Source organism: Huijunlia imazamoxiresistens (genome assembly GCF_037132455.1).
Taxonomy (GTDB): domain Bacteria; phylum Bacteroidota; class Bacteroidia; order Chitinophagales; family Chitinophagaceae; genus Flavisolibacter; species Flavisolibacter imazamoxiresistens.
On the sequence record NZ_JBBBEI010000017.1, the window covers coordinates 13,658 to 31,467 of the forward strand.

Sequence of the window (17,810 nt, forward strand, 5' to 3'; positions counted from 1 at the left end):
TAATTTGCAGGAAAGCCCCGGAGGATGATCTTCCGGGGCTTTTTATTTGCCGGCTGCCGGTTGGCTGCAAGGGTAACGATAAGCAGCAAGTGTAAATATTTAATACTTAAACCTCTTATAAAATGAACACTGATTATTTAAAAAAATGCCAAAACTAACTTGACATTAAAAAAAATGCATTCTAATTTTATATCACTGCAGTAACAAAAGAGCTCCGCCGACCCTTATAAACTTCCTTCATTTGTGTTTCCTGGAAAGTGCAACAACCTTTTCTGTCCTTTTTTTCACGCATTTATTTTACGCTATTGAATCATTTAGCTGCAGTGATTTTTGTGACTATGTCCTGAATAATTGTTGACCCTTTTACCATCCCGGTCAGTATCCTCATACCCTTTTGCCGAAACGCTTTTTGGTGTTCGTACCTCTATTGCATTTACGGTAACGGCAATAAACCATCCCATCCGATCACATAACCCAAACATAGACAAAATGAAAAGCAACATCCCCATTCCACCATGCAGCAAGTCTCTACAACCGTGGCAAGGCCCGGCAGTGCCACTTCAGATTTCTTCCCTGCTGAAAAAATAACTTTTAGCAAAAACGAATAAGATGTGTGAATGCCATTGGCTTCCATATTCGAAATCTGCTAACTCCTCATTATCCCCTTTATAATCACAGTCAACTTTAACCAAAAACCAAAAAGCAAATGAAAAAGTTATCTATTCTGTTCGGCGGTTTAATAACCGTTACAACCGTACTCGTTAGCTGGAACACGAAGAACGTATCCGTTACAGGTGACGCAAAGCCCATTTTACACCAAAAGGCGGGCAACAGCCATATCAACGGAGGAGGCACTACATTGGAGCCTGGACCCGACGGTGATGAACGTTCCACATTTGTATTCAATGCAGTGAAGCTGCCGAACGGAACTGTAAAGGGCCAATTGCATTATAAATACCGGGCATTTGACCTGGAATGGAAGGCGGACATTACCTGCTTCACCATTCGTGGAAACGAGGCGACCTTAAGCGGTACTATAACTTCTTTTAAAGGAGATCCTGCACTTGCCGGGAACCATGTTGTCGGTGCACCTATAAATTTTCTCGTTCAGGACAATGGACAGGGAGCCGGGCAGGACCTTGTTAGCGACTTTCTTTTCGTTCCTCTGGAAGATCGTGATATTCAATGTACATACGATGGAACAAATGGACAGAACGTAAACCATCCGTACCTTCCTGTCTATGGCAATATCACTATAAAGCCATAAAATTTATTCAGCGGCAGTAAGTACAATTCTTAGCGTTAAGAAGGGGGAGAGCTGTTATTGTTTCCTTCCGGTTTGTAAAGAGAAGCCGGCGATCCCAAAAGCAGATGACCCGGACTTTCCTGAAAAGGTAAAGCACGGGTCACCTGCTGTTTCTTTTTTTAATGCATCTTCAGCCGCGGAGCTACGCACACCCTCTCCATTTGGAAAGGGTGGAGGTCTACCCGCCGCCCAGCGCTCTGTATAAATCCACCAAAGCCTGTAACTGGCCGCGGCGGGTGGCGATGAGCTCCAGTTCGGCTTCCACCACGCCCTTTTGAGCGGAGATCACTTCCAGATAAGTGGCATAACCTCCCCGGTACAGGTCGTTGGCCGTGGCCACGGCGGCCCGCAGCGTCTCGGTTTCTTCCTGCTTCAGTGTGAATTTCCGTTGCAGGTTGTGCAGCTCGCTCAGGCGGGTCACCACCTCGCGGTAGCCGCTGAGAATAGCCTTCTGGTAGCCATAAAACGCTTCCCGGCTCGCAGCCGTGGACCGCGACAGGTGGGCCTTGTTGGCCGTACGGTTCAATACCGGGCCGGCCAGCCCGCCCAGGGCGCCGTAAGCCAGCGAAGCGGGGTTAAAGAACTGGGCGGCACTAAACGCGTTCAGTCCCAGGTAAGGCGTCAGGGTCAGCGAGGGCAGAAAAGCGGCCCGCGCGGCCTGTACGTCGGCCTCCGAGGCCTTCAGCTCCAGCTCGGCCTGCCGGATATCGGGGCGGCGCAACAGCAGGGCCGAGGGGATGCCTGCCTGCAGCGTTTGCGGCAACTCGTGCTTTAAGATCGATTCGCTCCGCTGGATGCGCTGCGGCAGGCGGCCCAGCAGCAGGTTCAGCTCGTTCTCTGCCGCCTGGATCTGCTGGCGGAAGTCGGTCTCCAGGCCCCGCGTATGCAGCAGCTGCGCCTTGAACTGGTGCACCGCCAGCTCCGTGGCCCGCCCCCCTAATTTTTGTACTTCCACTACTTCCACGGCCCTTTGCTGCAGGTGGATGTTCTGGCGCAGCACTTCCAATTCATCGTCCAGCGCCAGCAGCTCGAAATAGCGGGTGGCCACCTCGGAGACCAACAGGGTGCGTACCCCCTGCACGCCCTGCTGCGAGGCCAGCAGGCGGTGGTAGGCCGCCGACTTCTGCTGCCGCAGCTTGCCCCAGAGGTCGATCTCCCAGGAGCTGCGCAGGCCCAGGAAAAAGTCGGGCGTCAGCGGCGTGGGGATCTTCTGGTCCTTTTCGATATTGCCCGAGAGGTTGGTGTCGAAGTTGCCTACCCCGTTCAGGGTGTAGTCGCCGTACTTGTCCACGCCGGCTGCGGCCATCGCCTGCACCGAGGGCCGCAGGGCGCCCCGGGTCTGCAGAAAGTTCGCCCGGGCGCCCTCCACCCGTTGCAGGGCGGTTTGCAGGTCGGGGTTGTTGAGCAGGGCGGTATCGATCAGCCGCTGCAGGTAGGGGTCGGTAAACACCTGTTTGAGGTTCAGGGCCGTGGCCGTGTCGGATTGGCCCGGGAAGGCCGCCGGCAGCGCCACCGCTTCGGGCCGCTGCAGGGGTTTTACGGACGTGCAGCCCGCCACCGCCAGGGAAAGGGCCAGCCCGAGGGGAACTATATACTTGTTGTTCTTACGTTTCATGTGTTATGCGTTTTCGGCGGAAAGGGCCGGTTGGTGGGTGGGGGAATGGGGTTGGGGACGCTTCGGTTTGCGGGCCATGCTCGCGAAGAGCACGTACAGGCCCGGGATCAGCAGCAGGCCGAAGATGGTGCCGGTAAGCATGCCGCCGGCGGCCGCCGTACCGATGGAGCGGTTGCCCATGGCGCCGGCTCCCGAAGCAATGCAAAGCGGGATCAGGCCGGCGATGAAGGCAAAGGAGGTCATCAGGATGGGCCGCAGGCGCGAGGACGCGCCATCGATGGCTGCCCGCAGCACGGTGGCGCCTTCGCGGCGCCGCTGCACGGCCACCTCCACGATCAGGATCGCGTTCTTGCCCAAAAGCCCGATCAGCATCACCAGCGCCACCTGCGCATAGATGTTGTTCTCCAGCCCCAGCACCTTTAAAAACAGGAAGGCCCCAAAAATGCCTGTGGGCAGTGACAGCAGCACCGGCAGCGGCAGCAGGAAGCTCTCGTACTGTGCCGCCAGCAGCAGGTACACGAACACCAGGCAAATAAGGAATATGTACACCGCCTGGTCGCCCGAAATGATCTGCTCGCGGGTCATGCCCGACCACTCGTAGCCGAAGCCGCGGGGCAGCTTTTCCTTAGCAATAGCCTCCACTGCCGCAATGGCCTGTCCGCTGCTGTAGCCTTTGGCGGCATCGCCGTTGATCATGGCCGACGTGTACATGTTGTAGCGCGTCAGCTGCTCGGGACCGTACACCCGTTCCAGGCGGATGAAGGTGGAATACGGCACCATCTCGCCCCGGTCGTTCTTTAAAAAGAAATTGCGGATGTCCTCCGGCTTTACGCGGTATTCGGGCGAGGCCTGCAGCATCACCTTGTACATCTGGCCGAAGCGGATAAAGTTCGAGGCGTAGTAGCTGCCCAGCAGGGTTTGCAGGGTCGACATGGCCCGGTCGATGGTAATGCCTTTCTTGGCCGCCATCTCCTGGTCCACGTGGATCAGGTACTGCGGAAAGGAGGGGTCGAAGGAGGTAAAGGCGTTTTCCACCTCCGGCGAAGCGTTGATGGCCGCCATGAACTCGTTGGTCACTTTGGCCGTCTGCACCAGGTCGCCGCTGCCCGTGCGGTCCAGCACCCGCAGCTCGAAGCCGCTGGAGTTGCCAAAGCCCGGCACGGTGGGCGGGGGGAAGAACTGGATGGAGGCGTCGGCCACGTTGCGGGTCTTTTCCTCCATTTTTTTGATGATGTCGTCCACCGACTCTTTCCGCTCGTCCCAGGGCTTGAGGTTGATCATGCCCATGCCGTAGGAGGCGCCGGCCACGTCGTTCACCAGGCTGAAGCCCGCCAGGGTGGACACGGATTCCACGGCACCGATTTCTTTCGTTGCCTGCTGCACCGCGTCCAGCACTTTTTCGGTCCGCTCCACGGTGGCGCCCGGGGGCGTGGTCACGTTCACGTAGATCATGCCCTGGTCTTCGGTGGGGATAAAGCCCGAAGGCAGGATAGCGCTCATTCCCCAGGTGCCCAGGAAGAAAGCCGCCAGCAGGGCCAGCGTCACTACCCGGCGGCCCGCCATCTTTTTCACGAACCGCGCATAGCCGTTTTCGGTAGCGTTGTAGCGGCGGTTGAAGCCGTCGAAGAAGCGCTGCAGCAGGTTCTTTTTCTTCCTGGGCGCGGAGTGCCGCAGCAGGATGGCGCAAAGGGCAGGGGTGAGGGTGACGGCATTGATCCCCGACAGCACGATGGAGATGGCCATGGTCAGCGAGAACTGCCGGTAAAAGATGCCCACGGGGCCCGACATAAAGGCCACGGGCACGAACACCGCCGACATCACCAGGGTGATGGCCACGATGGCCCCGCTGATCTCCTTCATGGCCGCTATGGTGGCGTCCAGTGGAGACATATGGTGGTCGCTCATTTTCACGTGTACGGCTTCCACCACCACGATGGCGTTGTCCACCACGATGCCGATGGCCAGCACCAGCGCAAACAGCGTCAACAGGTTAATGGAGAACCCGAGCAGTTGCATGAAGAACAGCGTACCCACCAGCGCCACCGGCACGGCCAGGGCCGGGATCAGGGTGGAGCGGAAGTCCTGCAAAAACAAAAAGACCACGATGAACACCAGCAAAAAGGCTTCCACCAGGGTGTGCAGCACGCCGGCGATGGAGGCGTCGAGGAAGCGCGACACGTCGTAGTTGATGTTAAAGCTCATGCCGGGAGGGAAGGAGGTCTCCTGCAGTTCGGCCATGCGGGTCTTTACGTTGGCGATCACCTCGCGGGCGTTGGAGCCGGGGCGCTGCTTGATCATGATGGAGGCCGAGGGACGGCCGTCGGTCTTCGACACCATGCTGTAGCTGAGCGAGCCGAACTCGATGGAGGCCACGTCCTTCACGCGGAGCACGGAGCCGTCGGGGTTGGCCCGGATGACGATGTCCTCGTACTGCTTCGGTTCGTACAGTTTGCCGGTATAGCGGAGCACGTACTGCAGCATCTGGGGTTCCTTGTCCGAGCTTTCGCCGGTCTTGCCCGGCGCCGCTTCCACGTTCTGGGCGCGGATGGCGGCTACCACTTCGTCGGTGGATACGCCCAGGGAGGTCAGGCGGTCGGGCTTGAGCCAGACGCGCATGGAGTAGTCCTTGGCGCCCATGATCTCGGCAAAGCCCACGCCCTCGATGCGTTTCAGCTCCTGCAGCACGTTGATGTCGGTAAAATTGTAAACGAACTTCTCGTCGGCCGCCGGGTCAGTGCTCATGACGTTGAGGTACATGAGCATGCTGTTGACCTCCTTTTCGGTGGTCACGCCGGCCTTGATCACTTCTTCGGGCAGCTCGTCGAGGATGGTGGTCACGCGGTTCTGGACGTTCACCGCTGCCAGGTCCGGATCGGTACCGGCTTTAAAGAACACCTGGATCAGCGTAGTGCCGGTATTGGAAGTGACCGACTGCATGTAGGTCATGCCGGGCACGCCGTTGATGGCCCGTTCCAGGGGCGTAGCCACCGCCTTGGCGCAGACTTCGGCATTGGCCCCCGTATACTTGGCGGTAACCGTCACCGAAGGGGGCACGATATCGGGAAACTGGGTAATGGGCAGCGTAAAGAGCGCCAGCACCCCCAGCAGTACAAAAAACAGGGAGATCACCAGCGACAGCACCGGCCGCCGGATGAAGGTATTGAACATGATTTGGAGTGTTTAAATGAGCAATAGGCGGGAATTTGGTAATTGGTTAATTGGTTAATTGGGAATTGGGAGGCGGCCGCTCAAATGTCAAGGCCTAATTACCCAATTAACGAATTAACCAATTAACCCAGCGAAGCTACATTCCACTGTCAAATGATACCGTCCGGGGAATGATCTGCATGCCGTCGCGCAGGCTTTGCACGCCTTCGTATACCACGCGGTCGCCGGGCTGGAGGCCCGATTGCACCACGTAGTACTGGGCCACGCGGGTGCGGGGCACAAAGGAGCGCATTTTTACCTTGTTGGCGCCGTCCACCACGTACACGTAGTTCTTGTCCTGGATCTCGAAGACCGATTTCTGGGGCACCAGCAGGGCGTCCTCCACGGAGGTTTGCAGCACCACTTTACCCGAGGCGCCGTGCTTCAGCAGGCGGCCGGGGTTAGGGAAGCGGGCGCGGAAGGCAATGGAGCCCGTGCTTTCCTCGAATTCGCCGGCAATGGTTTCCACCGCGCCGGCCTGGTCGTACAGGCTGCCGTCGGCCAGCACCAGCCGGACCCTGTCGGGTCCTTGTTGTTTTTTCTTCTCGCGGTCGTGCAGGTAGCGGAGGTACTCGTCTTCGGCAATGTTGAAGTAGGTGTAGACCGAGCTGATGTCGGATACCGTCGTCAGCAGGGCGCCTTCATCGAGCAGGCTGCCTTTTTTGAGGGGAATGCGGTTGATGATGCCGGTGAACGGCGCCCGGATGGAGGTGTACGACAGCTTGGTCATCGCTTCGCTGAGCACCGAGCGGGCTTCCTCCACCTTGGCTTCCAGGGCCTGGTGCCGTGCTTTGGCCACCTCCAGGTCGGAGGGAGTGATCACCTTTTTTTCCACCAGCAGCGCTACGCGGCCCACTTCCACCTCGGCGGAGCGGGCTTCGGCCACGGCGTTGGTCAGGCTGGCCTTAGCCTTGGCCACCTGCGTTTTGTATTCTTTATTGCTGATGCCGAACAGGGGCTGTCCCTTTTGCACCAGCTGTCCTTCGTCCACGTAAATCTGTTCCAGGAATCCGCCCACGCGGTTGCGGACCTCCACGTTTTGTACGGCCTGGATGTCGGCCACGTAGGTGCGTTGCAGGGCAGTGTCGCGGGTCTCGAGCCGGGCCACGGGCAGTTCGGGTTTGGGACCGTTGGTGGTCTTGTCGGCCTGGCTGTTGACCGAGCAGGCGGTCATCAATACAAAGGCTAAGGGAGCCAGGCTCCCGTAATAGATCCATTTCATTTGCGCTGATTTTTTATTGCAGTATAAGGGATGACGAACGGTAGGGACGGTGCAGGGCAACCTGCGGCGGGGCGTTCCGGCAAGGCAGGAATAGCCGGCACAGGTGCACAGGCACGGGCTTCAGGCAGCCGTTTTCAGCGGGCGCCGGAAAGCGAAAACCTTAAGGAATGTTGGGGCGATCAGAAAGGACTGAGCCGGAAAAGAAAAGCATAATAGCCGGGCCGGATCAGCCAGGCATCGAGGTTGCGGAAGAAATCCAGTGTGCGGATCTCCGTTCCATCATACAGGACCAGGAAGCGGCAGCTCGATTTCCGTAGGTACTGGCCCAGGTTCAGCTGCTGCAGGAGGTACTTCGACTTCTGCTTCTTTTTGAACCGGGAGTTGAGTGAAAATTTTTTGCTGTGGTCATCGGAGAGATGGTGGCCGGCCAGCAGGTCGCCAACCGGAGAAAAAAGCGGTTGTGCCTCTTCGTGGAAAACCGACAGAACGTATTCCCTGCATACAGGCGCAGTCTGCTCCGCACCTGCGGCAAACGAAGCGCAGGAGAGCAGCAGGAACAGCAGCAATAAAGTCACAGGTCGTATCTTCTTCATCGGCAGGGAAGGGAAAGGACTCCCGGAACGGCAGTTTTCCCTCTAGCCGCGAAAGTAAATAACATGTTAACGCAGATTTCTTAAAGACTTCTTAATGCCTGCAGCGCTTTCTTTCCGAAGGCCGCCTGTGGCGGGTTTTACAGGTCACGCCCCGCATTTCTAATGGGATTCTAATAAGGGTATTTAATTTCGCCGCGGTTTTTTCTTAAATGTATATTAAAATATTCGATAAAGCTTTGGTAGTGGCTTAATTTGTTTCTTTTTGCCTGCATCGATATATTCGTTGCTCAAATTAATTTTTTAATTATAGAAACGCCGGTTGAACAAAAGGAGGGTACTCGTTGTTCTGGTCAGGGATTCGCCCGGGAGGGCCTTTCCCAGTTACGGTAATAAAACAATCGAAGCATGCGTTTTTTGTTAGTAGAGGATGAACCGGGTATTGCCTCCCTTGTCAAGAGAACGCTGGAGGAGGAGGGACACGACGTGACCGTGGCCATGGACGGCACCATGGCCTGGGAATACATCAGCAGCTTTTCGTACGACCTGTTCCTGTTCGACGTGATGCTTCCCGGCATCAACGGCCTGGAATTGTGCCGCCGTTGCCGCCAGAAGGGCCTGTCCACGCCCATACTGATGCTGACCGCCCTGGGCAGCACCGACAACATCGTCATGGGCCTCGACAGCGGCGCCGACGACTACCTGACCAAACCCTTCAAGCTGGCCGAACTGCAGGCCCGGGTACGCTCGCTGCTGCGCCGCCAGCAGCCGGTGCCGGTGACCGCCGGCCCAGTGCCGGAAAAGATCGGCCTTACGTTTTCCGATATCGTGCTCAACGAGGATGAAAAGTCCGTGACCCGCAACAACCGGCCGGTGGAGCTGACCGCCACCGAGTACCGGCTGCTGGAATACTTTCTCCGCAACCCCCGCAAGGTGCTCTCCCGCATGGAGATCCTCGAGCATGTCTGGGGGTATGATTTTAACCTCAACACCAAGGTGGTGGATGTGTACATCAATTATCTTCGCAGGAAACTGGATAAGGAAGGCGGCCCTAAACTGATTCATACCGTGGTGGGCATGGGCTATATCCTGAAGGAAGTACTGAATGAAGATTCAAACTAAAATAGCATTACTCTTTACGCTGGTCTGCACCCTTATGGTCATCGTGCTGAGCGGCTCGGTTTTTTACTTCGCCAATGCCACCGCCTTCCAGGACTTTTACACCCGCCTGGAGCTGCGGGCCACCATTGCCGCCAAGGCCAGCCTGGACACGGAAAAGGAAAATACGGCTGCCTTTGAAACCATCCGGAACGAACACCTGCGGAAGCTGCCCGAAGAAAAAGAATTCATCGCTCCCCTGGATTCGCTGCCCCAACTGGTCGTTGCCGGCCTCGACGGCATCCAGGTGCCGGCACGGTTTTTCAACAACATCGTCACCCACGGCAATGCCGTCCACCGCACCGGCTACCACTTCTTTAAAGGCATCCGCTACCACAGCCAGCAGGGCGATTATGCCATCATCATCTCGGCGCACCATACCTACGCCCGCAACTTTTTGCTCCACCTCAAAACCATCCTGGTAACGGCCAACCTTATTTGCACCGTCATCTTTTTTACCGTCGGCCTGCTGTTCTCCCAGCAGATCCTGGCGCCCATCCGCAAGATCACCCAGGGCGTGAAGAAGATCAGCGCCACCTCGCTGCACAAGCGCCTGCCGGTACGGGAAGGCACCGACGAGATCGCGGAACTGGGCAGTACGTTCAACAACATGCTCAGCCGGCTGGAGACTTCCTTCGAAACCCAGAACAACTTCGTGTCCAACGCCTCCCACGAGCTGAATACGCCCCTGACCACCATCATCGGCGAGGCCGAATACGCCCTGGCGCAGCCCCGCAGCCCGGAGCAGTACCGCGAAGGCATCGGCATCATGCTGTCGCAGGCCGAAAAGCTGAAAAACATTACCCGCAGCCTGCTGGAGCTGGCCCAATCGGGCTTTACCGACAACCTGTCGCTGGAAACGGTGGACGTGAACGAGCTGCTGCAGATCGTGCTGAAGGTGGCCTACAGCATTTATCCCCAGTGCAACCTGGTGACCGACTACAGCCTGCAGCCGCGGGAAAAGACCCGCCTGACGGTGCAGGGCAACTTCCACCTGCTGGAACTGTGTATCTCCAACATCGTGCTCAATGCCTGCAAATATTCATCGGGCAAAAACGGCCCGGTTACCCTGGCCGTGGCGACCTCCGACACCCATGTGATCTTCATCGTCAAGGACAAGGGCATCGGCATTCCCGAGCAGGACATGCCCCATATCTTCGATCCCTTCTTCCGGGCCTCCAATGCCCGGCGGTCCAAGGGTTACGGCATCGGCCTGCCCCTGGCCCAGAACATCATCCGCCTGCACAGCGGCACCATCCATGTGGCCTCCAAGGAGGCTGAAGGCACGGAGGTCGTGGTGAAGATCCCGAGGGGTTAGGATTCTTACCGTTTTCTTACCACATTTTTAATCCCCCCTTACTCCGTTCTTTCCTGTTCTTAATTCCGGTAGTGCAGATTGCAGGAAAATAATCGCCATGAAAAATGTTCTGCTGCACACCGACCTGACCGTTCAATCGCTCTGGCCCGTCCATAATATTGTGCGGGAGGCCAAGGGGAAACCCCTCACGATAAAAGTCGTTCACCTGTTGAGCATGCCCGGCTCCATTACCGACCTGCTGTTCTTAAAGGAGAACAAGCCGTACCGCTCCCTGCCCGAGTCGTTCCGGGAAGCGTTCCAGCTGCTGAGCAACAAGTACCGCTCGCTGAAGGTGACCCTGGATTTTAAATTTGTTTATGGCGCCACCGCCCGTTTTTTGAAAAACTTTGTACGGGCCAATGACATCGAGGCCGTATATATCCTGACCAATTACACTTACGAACTGCCCCTGGCCAGCTCCGTGGACTTCGTGCCGCTGCTGAAGGAATGCCACACCATGGTGCATCCCCTGCCGCTGCATCCCGAGGCCTGCTCCGAATACCAGATCCTGTCGGCCCTGCTGTACAACATTGAGGAGGAACCCCAGGCTCCCGAAAGCTCCCGCCCGTTCCCTTCTTCTATTAGTTACTCTTAAACCTACGTCTATGCTCCTTCAGAAGAACATACCCTTTAAATACGTCCTGGGAAAAATCAAGGTGGAACTGATTGCAGTGGCGCTGTATGCCACGGCCGTGGCCATCGCCCACAAGTATTTCCCGCTGTCCAATATTACCATTCCGCTGTCCGTGCCCATGATCATGGGTACCGTTATTTCGCTGTTGCTGGCCTTCCGTTCCAACCAGGCGTATGACCGCTGGTGGGAAGCCCGCACCGTCTGGGGCGCTATTGTGAACGACAGCCGCACCTTAGCCCGGCAGATAAAGACCCTGAGCAAGGAAGCGTATGAAGGAGATGAGCTGTTCTTCTTCAAGCAGCGGTTCGTCAAGCGGCAGATCGCCTGGTGCTACGCCCTGAGCCGCAGCCTGCGCAACCAGGAGGCCGTACAGGGGCTGGAGAAGTTTTTGGTCAAACGCGACCTGAACCACGTGAAGAATTATACCAACACGCCCATGGCGCTGCTGGAGCTGCATGGCCATGATCTGCAGCAGGCCCGGGAGAACGGCTGGCTCAATCCGTACCAGCAGATGGAGATCGACCGCACCCTGACGCGGCTGTGCGATGCCATGGGCAAATGCGAGCGGATCAAGAACACCGTGTTCCCCTCCACCTACAGCCTGTACATCCACTTTTCGCTGATCTTCTTTTTCACCCTGCTGCCCTTCGCCCTGATCGAGGTATTCGGCATCATGCTGTTCATCCCCACGTTCGTGGCCATCGCCACCGTATTTTTCCTGATCGAAAAGATGGCCATCCACCTGCAGGATCCCTTTGAGAACAAGCCGACCGATACGCCGATGACGGCCATTTGCACGAACATCGAACGCGATCTGAAACAAACCATCAACGAAACGCATACCGTGGAAACCGTTCAAAACCGCAAACGGTATTATATCCTGTAATCGACTGCCGATCCGCTACCCTTTTCGTGTTGTGTTGCTCTACTGCCGCCCGGTCTCCCATGCCGTGGCGGCTTTTTTTATGCCGGTTTCCTTTCCAGGATGCGGGTTGCAGGGCACAGGCCTGTTCATTGGAATAATAGTTGCCACCTATGAAGCCGAGGTGAGCTGTGAACCAACAATTCTTTTTCCTTTTGCTGATTTCGCTGTTAAATCTGCTTCCGGCCGCGGCGCAGGCGGACCGCTGCGACACCATTTACTGGCAGGAAGGAAGGCCGCTGGAATGGGCTGATTTCAGGGGCGTTCCCGACTTGGCCGCCCGGCACGAATCGGTGACCTCTTACACCTTTGAACAAAAGGCCTGGATCCAGGAAGACACGTTCCGCATTTTCCTGCGCAGCGCCTTCAATCCCTGCCGCTCCTGGACCAAATCCACCGCCAGCCTCTTTTTGCTGCAACACGAGCGCACCCATTTCGATATCGTAGAATATTGCAAGCGCCTGCTGGCGCAACGGCTGCTCCAGGCCTCCTTTACCCCCGTCAATGCCTTTGACCTGCTGCGCCGCCTGACCCAGGAAGCCGAACAGGAAAAGGAACGGATGCAGGAACGCTACGATGCCGAAACCTCCTTTTCCATCAACCGCCTCCTGCAGGAAAAATGGAGCGCCGACATCCGCCTGAAGCTCCGGGCATTGGAGCCCTATGCCCGATCCTGGATCCTGCGTCCCCTGCCCGAATGAATATAAAAAGTAAAACAAGGTAAAAGAGCTGTGGGGTAACGGGAAAAGCCGCCATAAACCTTCAGGCATTTCTTCCTTATTTTACATTTTATATTTTACGGGAATCATGACAAAGATTGAACTGCATACCGAGATCAAAGCGCCGCTTACCGTTTGCTTCGACCTTTCCCGGAGCGTGGAACTGCACCAGCTGTCCACGGCGCACACGGACGAAAAGGCCGTAGCCGGCCGGCAGAGCGGCCTGTGCGAGAAAGGCGATACCATAACCTGGAGGGCAAAACATTTCGGATCCTACCGCACCCTGCAGGTGCGGCTGACCATCCTGACCTACCCGATCTTCTTCGAGGACCAGATGGTCAAGGGTGCCTTTAAAAGCCTGAAGCACCAGCATTATTTCCGAGAAGCGGGCGGCGTCACCCATATGTACGACATTTTCAAATACGAGACACCTTACGGCCTGCTGGGCAAGGTGTTCAACGGGCTGGTGCTGCGCCGCTACATGACCCGCCTGTTGCTGCAGCGCAACCGCTACATCAGGGAAGTGGCGGAAAACGGGAAATGGCGGGAGATCATCCGGCCGTAAGGATTTTTTAAAACAAAAAAGCCAAAGGCGGACCTTTGGCTTTTGGAAGGAGGTAGTTACCGGGCTTAGCTGTTCAGCATTTTGGAGCCGTTCAGGTAGCTGGCGGTAGGATGATAGATAAACAGGGCGGAGCCGTCTTTGATCATGTTGATGACGCGGGGGGCTACCGCAGGCGACAGGGCCGGGCATCCCTGGCTTCTGCCCATGTAGGGGGTTTGTACGCGGCCTTCGTTCACGTAATCGGCGGCATGTACCACAATGCCCCGGGCTTCGGCCTTGTCGTTGAATCCCTGTTCCAGTCCCGACAGGCGCAGCGACTTGCCGTGCTTTCCGGTATAAGTGCCTTTGGTTACATAAAAGCCCAGGCTGCTTTTTTCGGATTCGGGGGTATTGGAAAAATAAGCGGCGCGGTCGAGGCCGGAATTCTTTCCGTGCGAAACAAAGGTATTCAGCGCCAGTTCCATGTTTTTCAGGTCCAGCAGGTAAAAACGCTTTTTGCGGGAAGACTGGCTGAAATCAATAATGGTCAGGTACTGCTCATTGCGCACCAGGCCTTTACCCACCATCTTTTCGTAGCCCTTCAGGGCTGCTTCCAGCACGTCGCGGGAGAGGCCGGCGGCCTCGAGTTTCATTTTGCTATAGAGCTTCGAGCTGAAGCTTTCGTTCCCGGCAGTATGTTCCTCTGCCGCTACCGAAGAAGAATCGATAGTGGCCGGGGCTGCCGGAGCGGCGGTATGGTGCAACCTGTTCTCATTAGACCGGGCTGAGGTAAAAGAAACCAACCCGAGAAACAAGGACAGGGAGCTAAAAAGAATCATGGCTTTTTTTTGCATCGTAACGTGGTTTTTCCGGTGAATTGGGACGGCAAAGGTGCAAAAAGGGGCAGAAAAGAGGAAAGAATTGCCCAAATAACAGCAAAACTTTAGGACAATTGTTAAAGAAATCTAAAGGGAACGGGTGAAATAATATGCTTATTTATCAAAATGGGTAATGGCATGGTTTTTCGACGTTTATCCATGCTTTAGAGGATAAACGTAAAGGTGGTTTGGTGTTTTATTGTATCTGTCCTTTTAAAGTTCCCAACATTGGAACATTCTGTCAATGGCCCATCTATCCGGTAGATGGGCTTTTGCTTTTCTTCCCTCTTATTCTTTTGCGTTCCTTCTTTTTTCAACGGAAATCCGGTGAGGTATGGTATACTCAGGGGCGCGCCGGCAAAAATTTTTCGGTGCCCGGCGCGCAAAAAATTCCCGGGCGGCCGAAAGGCGGCAGCGGGGAAATACGCAGTTGGTACGGGGTCATCAACGGCGGGGAAGGGTGCTGTCCCGGTTCAGGGCGGCGGTGTCCGGCTTCAGGGTAGTGTCGGCAGGGTTACGGGGCAGTTCGTTTGTAGCGCGGGAGGAGCCCACCGTTCCGCTGGTGGTGGCCTGTTCGTCGGACTGAGTGGTGATGTTCGGGGGCTGGGAGCAGAAAGCAAACACGAGGCAAAGGAAGCAGGGCAGGAGCAGGTTTTTCATGCGTGTACTTTTTAAGGTTGATTGATTCCTGCTTCTTTCTGCCAATACAATACCAGACCTGGGAAAATTTATTCGGGCAGGTCGTTCCGCCATTCCTCGATCAGCTCCAGCAGGTATTTATCGAGGTTGCTGCTGGTGGGTTCGCTTTTTACCAGCGTGACGTTTTCGGGGATGAAGTCGGCCGGGTGCCCGGGGTTCTCCCGGGTCAGGTGAAAGGTGGTGAAGTCCTCCGTAGAGACCGAGTACGCCACAGCATGCTGCAGGTACTGTCCAGTAATTGAAAAGGTCATGCCTTAAAATTAAGACCAATTTCCCGATTCCCCCCAAAGAAAAAGCCTCCTGTGGAAACAGGAGGCGCTAACGATTACTTGCCATATGATGCTGTAAAAGTACACGGCCTTACTGCTTCCGCAAACAGGGTATCGACCAACAGCCCGCTTTTATAGATATGAACAGGATGCGGATCGATTACGTGTCATTTCAACACGAAGAGTTCCTGGGTTCCTGAGTTTCTAAGTGCCTAAGTTGGCGTAACTCCGATAGGATAGGAACGTAAAAAGGAAACTGATATGTTTTCATCCATCCAGACAGCTCAGGAACTCAGGAACGTAGAAACCTAGAAACTCAGGAACTCATTCCTCCAGTTCTTCCAACTGCACGAGAAAATCATGCTGCAGGTCTTCGTGCAGGGAACTGATGGCGAGACGGATCTTTTTGAGCCCTCCCTGGTAGAGGCTGTTCAGTGCCTGGTGGTGCTGATGGGGCAGGGGCAGGGCCTTCAGCAGGCGGCAGTAGTGCAGCAGCACATCGGCTTCCACGGTTTTGGAGCCGGCATAGCGGATATATTTCTGGGCTAAGCGCAGGATCTTGCGCAGGTTCTTTTTGGCGAAATACAGGTGGCTCGTGGGCACGGTGGTAAAGGCCTCGCTGATCTCCTCCTTAACGCTCCGGGTATACGCATCCGGGTCCGCCGCCTCGAACAGCAGGTAGGTGAGGAGTTCCTTGTTTTCCTTTTTGTAGCGGGCAAGGCGCAGGCAAACCTCCGCCAGCCGTTGGGGAGCCATCGCTTTCAGCTCCTGCTTGATCTCGTTGATACTGGCCGCTTTCATATTTTTTTTACTCTTCGCTTCTTTACAGGTTTCCTTCCCTGAAAGCGGCAAAGGTACAGGGAAGCGGTGCTTCCGGGCGGCCGACCTGCCCGGATTGACGATTTTCCTGCATACGTTGGAAATGCCGGGCCAGGGGCGAATAAACTTTGGCAAAGCACTTGCTGTCACAGCTTAATGGCCACCGCAGGGATTATTTCAGCGGCCCCATGGGGTAAAAACAGTGCGAAACAATTTTATGCTTGCCCAACACAATATTTTTGCATATTTTTAACAAAAGGGCTGATCAGCAATGGCGCCGGCCCTGAAGTGCAACAACCTGTAACCTTTAACCCCATATACCATGCAAAAAGACACCCACATCCTGCAGGCGATCGCCGACCGGTTCGACTATTCCGTTTCCGTAGTGGAAAAGGTATTTGACAAGGTGCGCTCCTACGATGAAACCTTCAGCATCCTGAGCGAATGCACCCTGCTGGAAGCCAATCCCCTGCAGGCCGCCGAGCAAAAGGCTTCGGCCGCCGCCCTGAAATCCTAGGCCATTCCCAAAAGTTTTCTCCTGGCCCGTTTCAAAACTGCTCAAGGCTTTGTTGTCTTCGGCAGTTTTTTGATTTCCTCCCCCTGAATTTTGTGGAATGCCCCTTTGCCTTCCCGCCTCTATACTTCCACAAGCACGAAGAATTGAAGCATCTTTTATTTTTTTTATCTGCTGAAAATGACGTTGGACATAAAAGGCTCCGTCAGTTGAAACGCAGTCCTGTAAAGGGTCTTAACAATTTGTTGTATGCCTTTGCCATAATTAAATAGACCGTTCTTTGGTCCGTGGCGCCGGAAAACTCCGCTTATTTTTGCTTCAGCAAACAGGATAAGAGCATCGATAATAGAGACACTGAAAATTCCTGGAGCTCCGCAAGCTGTCCGGCAGCAAGAATCGATCTTAGTAACTCTTTCATATGGCAAGCAATCGTTAGTCGCCCCTTGTTTCTACTCGGGGCTTTTTTTTGCTTATTACCGTGCCCCTGCAGCCGGTACTCCCCATACGCCTTTTTATTATATCTCTTCTTTTCGTTTACTTTACCGCCAATCCTCATTTCTCAATTAAGGGCAGTGGCAAAATATGTTATTACCAAAAAGGCAGACCGGTTCCTGGCCGGGATATACGATGCCGGGGCATTCACCCTGCAGTTTTTCCGCGAGGTGTTTACGCCGCCTTTCGAGCCGCGGGAGATCATTCGCCAGTGTTACGAGATCGGCTACAAGTCACTGCCGCTGACCACGCTGACCGGCTTCGTCACGGGCATTGTCTTTACCAAGCAATCGCGGCCCTCACTGATCGAGTTCGGTGCCACCGCCTGGCTGCCGGCCCTGGTAGGTGTGGCCATGGTCAAGGCCCTGGCCCCGCTGGTCACCTCCCTGATCTGTGCCGGCAAGATCGGCTCGCGGATCGGGGCCGAGCTCGGCTCCATGAAGGTGAGCGAGCAGATCGACGCCATGGAAGTGTCGGCGGTCAACCCCTACAAATTTCTCGTGGTCAGCCGGGTGCTGGCCACCACGCTGATGATCCCCGCCCTGACGATGTATTTCGGACTGGTGGGCTTTTTGGGGTCCTTTGTGGACGTGCACCGCAACGAGCTGACGAGCCTGACCACCTTTTTCATCAAAGCCTTTGAAAAGATCTCGTTCCTCGACTTCACCTCCTCCTTCGTGCGGGCCGTGGTCTTTGGCTTCACCATCGGCATCGTGGGTTGCTACGAAGGCTACCAGGCCAGCAAGGGCACCGAAGGCGTGGGCAAGGCCGCCAATACGGCGGTGGTGCTGTCGCTCTTTTTCCTGTTTATCGAAGAAATTATTATCGTCCAGGTATTTAACTGGATTCATCTCATCAGCTAACC

General features: G+C 55.6%; 17 protein-coding genes. 9 read left to right on the forward strand and 8 right to left on the reverse strand.

Annotated elements, in window-relative coordinates:
• The first annotated feature begins 706 nt into the window (after positions 1 to 706).
• Positions 707 to 1,267 carry a hypothetical protein gene (locus V9K67_RS18695; protein WP_336725105.1) on the forward strand — a complete coding sequence of 187 codons (561 nt, stop codon included), beginning with the start codon at positions 707 to 709 and terminating at the stop codon, positions 1,265 to 1,267.
• 217 nt (positions 1,268 to 1,484) lie between these two features.
• On the opposite strand, the gene V9K67_RS18700 is transcribed toward V9K67_RS18695, so the two are convergent.
• The 4 genes from V9K67_RS18700 to V9K67_RS18715 all read right to left on the reverse strand — a co-directional run bounded on the left by V9K67_RS18700 (position 1,485) and on the right by V9K67_RS18715 (position 7,943).
• On the reverse strand, positions 1,485 to 2,921 hold the full coding sequence (locus V9K67_RS18700; protein WP_336725107.1) for an efflux transporter outer membrane subunit: 1,437 nt from the start codon (positions 2,919 to 2,921) through the stop codon (positions 1,485 to 1,487).
• Positions 2,922 to 2,924: 3 nt separating this feature from the next.
• Positions 2,925 to 6,089, reverse strand: coding sequence for an efflux RND transporter permease subunit (locus V9K67_RS18705; RefSeq protein ID WP_336725110.1), 3,165 nt, complete (start codon positions 6,087 to 6,089; stop codon positions 2,925 to 2,927).
• A gap of 136 nt (positions 6,090 to 6,225) precedes the next feature.
• On the reverse strand, positions 6,226 to 7,350 hold the full coding sequence (locus tag V9K67_RS18710) for an efflux RND transporter periplasmic adaptor subunit (RefSeq protein ID WP_336725112.1): 1,125 nt from the start codon (positions 7,348 to 7,350) through the stop codon (positions 6,226 to 6,228).
• Between the two features lie 179 nt (positions 7,351 to 7,529).
• On the reverse strand, positions 7,530 to 7,943 hold the full coding sequence (locus V9K67_RS18715; protein WP_336725114.1) for a hypothetical protein: 414 nt from the start codon (positions 7,941 to 7,943) through the stop codon (positions 7,530 to 7,532).
• Positions 7,944 to 8,348: 405 nt separating this feature from the next.
• Here V9K67_RS18715 and V9K67_RS18720 point away from each other — a divergent pair, with 405 nt between their 5' ends.
• The 6 genes from V9K67_RS18720 (at position 8,349) to V9K67_RS18745 (ending at position 13,295) form a co-directional block, all read left to right on the forward strand.
• On the forward strand, positions 8,349 to 9,062 hold the full coding sequence (locus V9K67_RS18720; RefSeq protein WP_336725116.1) for a response regulator transcription factor: 714 nt from the start codon (positions 8,349 to 8,351) through the stop codon (positions 9,060 to 9,062).
• On the forward strand, positions 9,046 to 10,416 hold the full coding sequence (locus tag V9K67_RS18725; RefSeq protein WP_336725117.1) for a HAMP domain-containing sensor histidine kinase: 1,371 nt from the start codon (positions 9,046 to 9,048) through the stop codon (positions 10,414 to 10,416). The genes V9K67_RS18720 and V9K67_RS18725 overlap by 17 nt, the downstream gene beginning before the upstream one ends.
• Before the next feature lie 97 nt (positions 10,417 to 10,513).
• Entirely contained in the window at positions 10,514 to 11,050 is a 537-nt protein-coding gene (locus tag V9K67_RS18730) for a hypothetical protein (protein WP_336725119.1), read from the forward strand.
• Positions 11,051 to 11,060: 10 nt separating this feature from the next.
• Positions 11,061 to 11,975 carry a bestrophin family protein gene (locus V9K67_RS18735; RefSeq protein WP_336725120.1) on the forward strand — a complete coding sequence of 305 codons (915 nt, stop codon included), beginning with the start codon at positions 11,061 to 11,063 and terminating at the stop codon, positions 11,973 to 11,975.
• 191 nt (positions 11,976 to 12,166) lie between these two features.
• Positions 12,167 to 12,712 (forward strand): hypothetical protein, encoded by a 546-nt coding sequence (locus V9K67_RS18740; RefSeq protein ID WP_336725121.1) that lies wholly within the window; start codon positions 12,167 to 12,169, stop codon positions 12,710 to 12,712.
• Positions 12,713 to 12,818: 106 nt separating this feature from the next.
• Entirely contained in the window at positions 12,819 to 13,295 is a 477-nt protein-coding gene (locus V9K67_RS18745) for an SRPBCC family protein (RefSeq protein WP_336725122.1), read from the forward strand.
• Between the two features lie 65 nt (positions 13,296 to 13,360).
• Here the strand turns inward: V9K67_RS18745 and V9K67_RS18750 are convergent, their stop codons facing one another.
• From V9K67_RS18750 to V9K67_RS18765, 4 genes are all read right to left on the reverse strand, one after another.
• On the reverse strand, positions 13,361 to 14,038 hold the full coding sequence (locus V9K67_RS18750) for a murein L,D-transpeptidase catalytic domain family protein (protein WP_336725123.1): 678 nt from the start codon (positions 14,036 to 14,038) through the stop codon (positions 13,361 to 13,363).
• Positions 14,039 to 14,596: 558 nt separating this feature from the next.
• A complete protein-coding gene (locus tag V9K67_RS18755; protein ID WP_336725124.1) occupies positions 14,597 to 14,812 on the reverse strand; it encodes a hypothetical protein in 216 nt (71 codons plus the stop codon).
• Between the two features lie 68 nt (positions 14,813 to 14,880).
• Entirely contained in the window at positions 14,881 to 15,102 is a 222-nt protein-coding gene (locus tag V9K67_RS18760) for a hypothetical protein (protein ID WP_336725126.1), read from the reverse strand.
• Positions 15,103 to 15,444: 342 nt separating this feature from the next.
• Positions 15,445 to 15,921: a hypothetical protein gene (locus V9K67_RS18765; RefSeq protein ID WP_336725128.1), complete on the reverse strand. Its 477-nt coding sequence runs from the start codon at positions 15,919 to 15,921 to the stop codon at positions 15,445 to 15,447.
• A gap of 340 nt (positions 15,922 to 16,261) precedes the next feature.
• Here V9K67_RS18765 and V9K67_RS18770 point away from each other — a divergent pair, with 340 nt between their 5' ends.
• Both V9K67_RS18770 and V9K67_RS18775 read left to right on the forward strand, forming a co-directional pair.
• A complete protein-coding gene (locus tag V9K67_RS18770) occupies positions 16,262 to 16,456 on the forward strand; it encodes a hypothetical protein (protein ID WP_336725129.1) in 195 nt (64 codons plus the stop codon).
• Positions 16,457 to 17,025: 569 nt separating this feature from the next.
• Positions 17,026 to 17,808, forward strand: a complete 783-nt coding sequence (locus V9K67_RS18775; protein WP_336725131.1) for an MlaE family ABC transporter permease — start codon at positions 17,026 to 17,028, stop codon at positions 17,806 to 17,808.
• Positions 17,809 to 17,810 lie beyond the last annotated feature (2 nt).

Excerpts from the sequence above, each read along its gene's own strand:
- V9K67_RS18695 (WP_336725105.1), top strand. The coding sequence starts at position 707 with ATGAAAAAGTTATCTATTCTGTTCGGCGGTTTAATAACCGTTACAACC.
- V9K67_RS18700 (WP_336725107.1), bottom strand. The coding sequence starts at position 2,921 with ATGAAACGTAAGAACAACAAGTATATAGTTCCCCTCGGGCTGGCCCTT.
- V9K67_RS18705 (WP_336725110.1), bottom strand. The coding sequence starts at position 6,089 with ATGTTCAATACCTTCATCCGGCGGCCGGTGCTGTCGCTGGTGATCTCC.
- V9K67_RS18710 (WP_336725112.1), bottom strand. The coding sequence starts at position 7,350 with ATGAAATGGATCTATTACGGGAGCCTGGCTCCCTTAGCCTTTGTATTG.
- V9K67_RS18715 (WP_336725114.1), bottom strand. The coding sequence starts at position 7,943 with ATGAAGAAGATACGACCTGTGACTTTATTGCTGCTGTTCCTGCTGCTC.
- V9K67_RS18720 (WP_336725116.1), top strand. The coding sequence starts at position 8,349 with ATGCGTTTTTTGTTAGTAGAGGATGAACCGGGTATTGCCTCCCTTGTC.
- V9K67_RS18725 (WP_336725117.1), top strand. The coding sequence starts at position 9,046 with ATGAAGATTCAAACTAAAATAGCATTACTCTTTACGCTGGTCTGCACC.
- V9K67_RS18730 (WP_336725119.1), top strand. The coding sequence starts at position 10,514 with ATGAAAAATGTTCTGCTGCACACCGACCTGACCGTTCAATCGCTCTGG.
- V9K67_RS18735 (WP_336725120.1), top strand. The coding sequence starts at position 11,061 with ATGCTCCTTCAGAAGAACATACCCTTTAAATACGTCCTGGGAAAAATC.
- V9K67_RS18745 (WP_336725122.1), top strand. The coding sequence starts at position 12,819 with ATGACAAAGATTGAACTGCATACCGAGATCAAAGCGCCGCTTACCGTT.
- V9K67_RS18755 (WP_336725124.1), bottom strand. The coding sequence starts at position 14,812 with ATGAAAAACCTGCTCCTGCCCTGCTTCCTTTGCCTCGTGTTTGCTTTC.
- V9K67_RS18760 (WP_336725126.1), bottom strand. The coding sequence starts at position 15,102 with ATGACCTTTTCAATTACTGGACAGTACCTGCAGCATGCTGTGGCGTAC.
- V9K67_RS18765 (WP_336725128.1), bottom strand. The coding sequence starts at position 15,921 with ATGAAAGCGGCCAGTATCAACGAGATCAAGCAGGAGCTGAAAGCGATG.
- V9K67_RS18770 (WP_336725129.1), top strand. The coding sequence starts at position 16,262 with ATGCAAAAAGACACCCACATCCTGCAGGCGATCGCCGACCGGTTCGAC.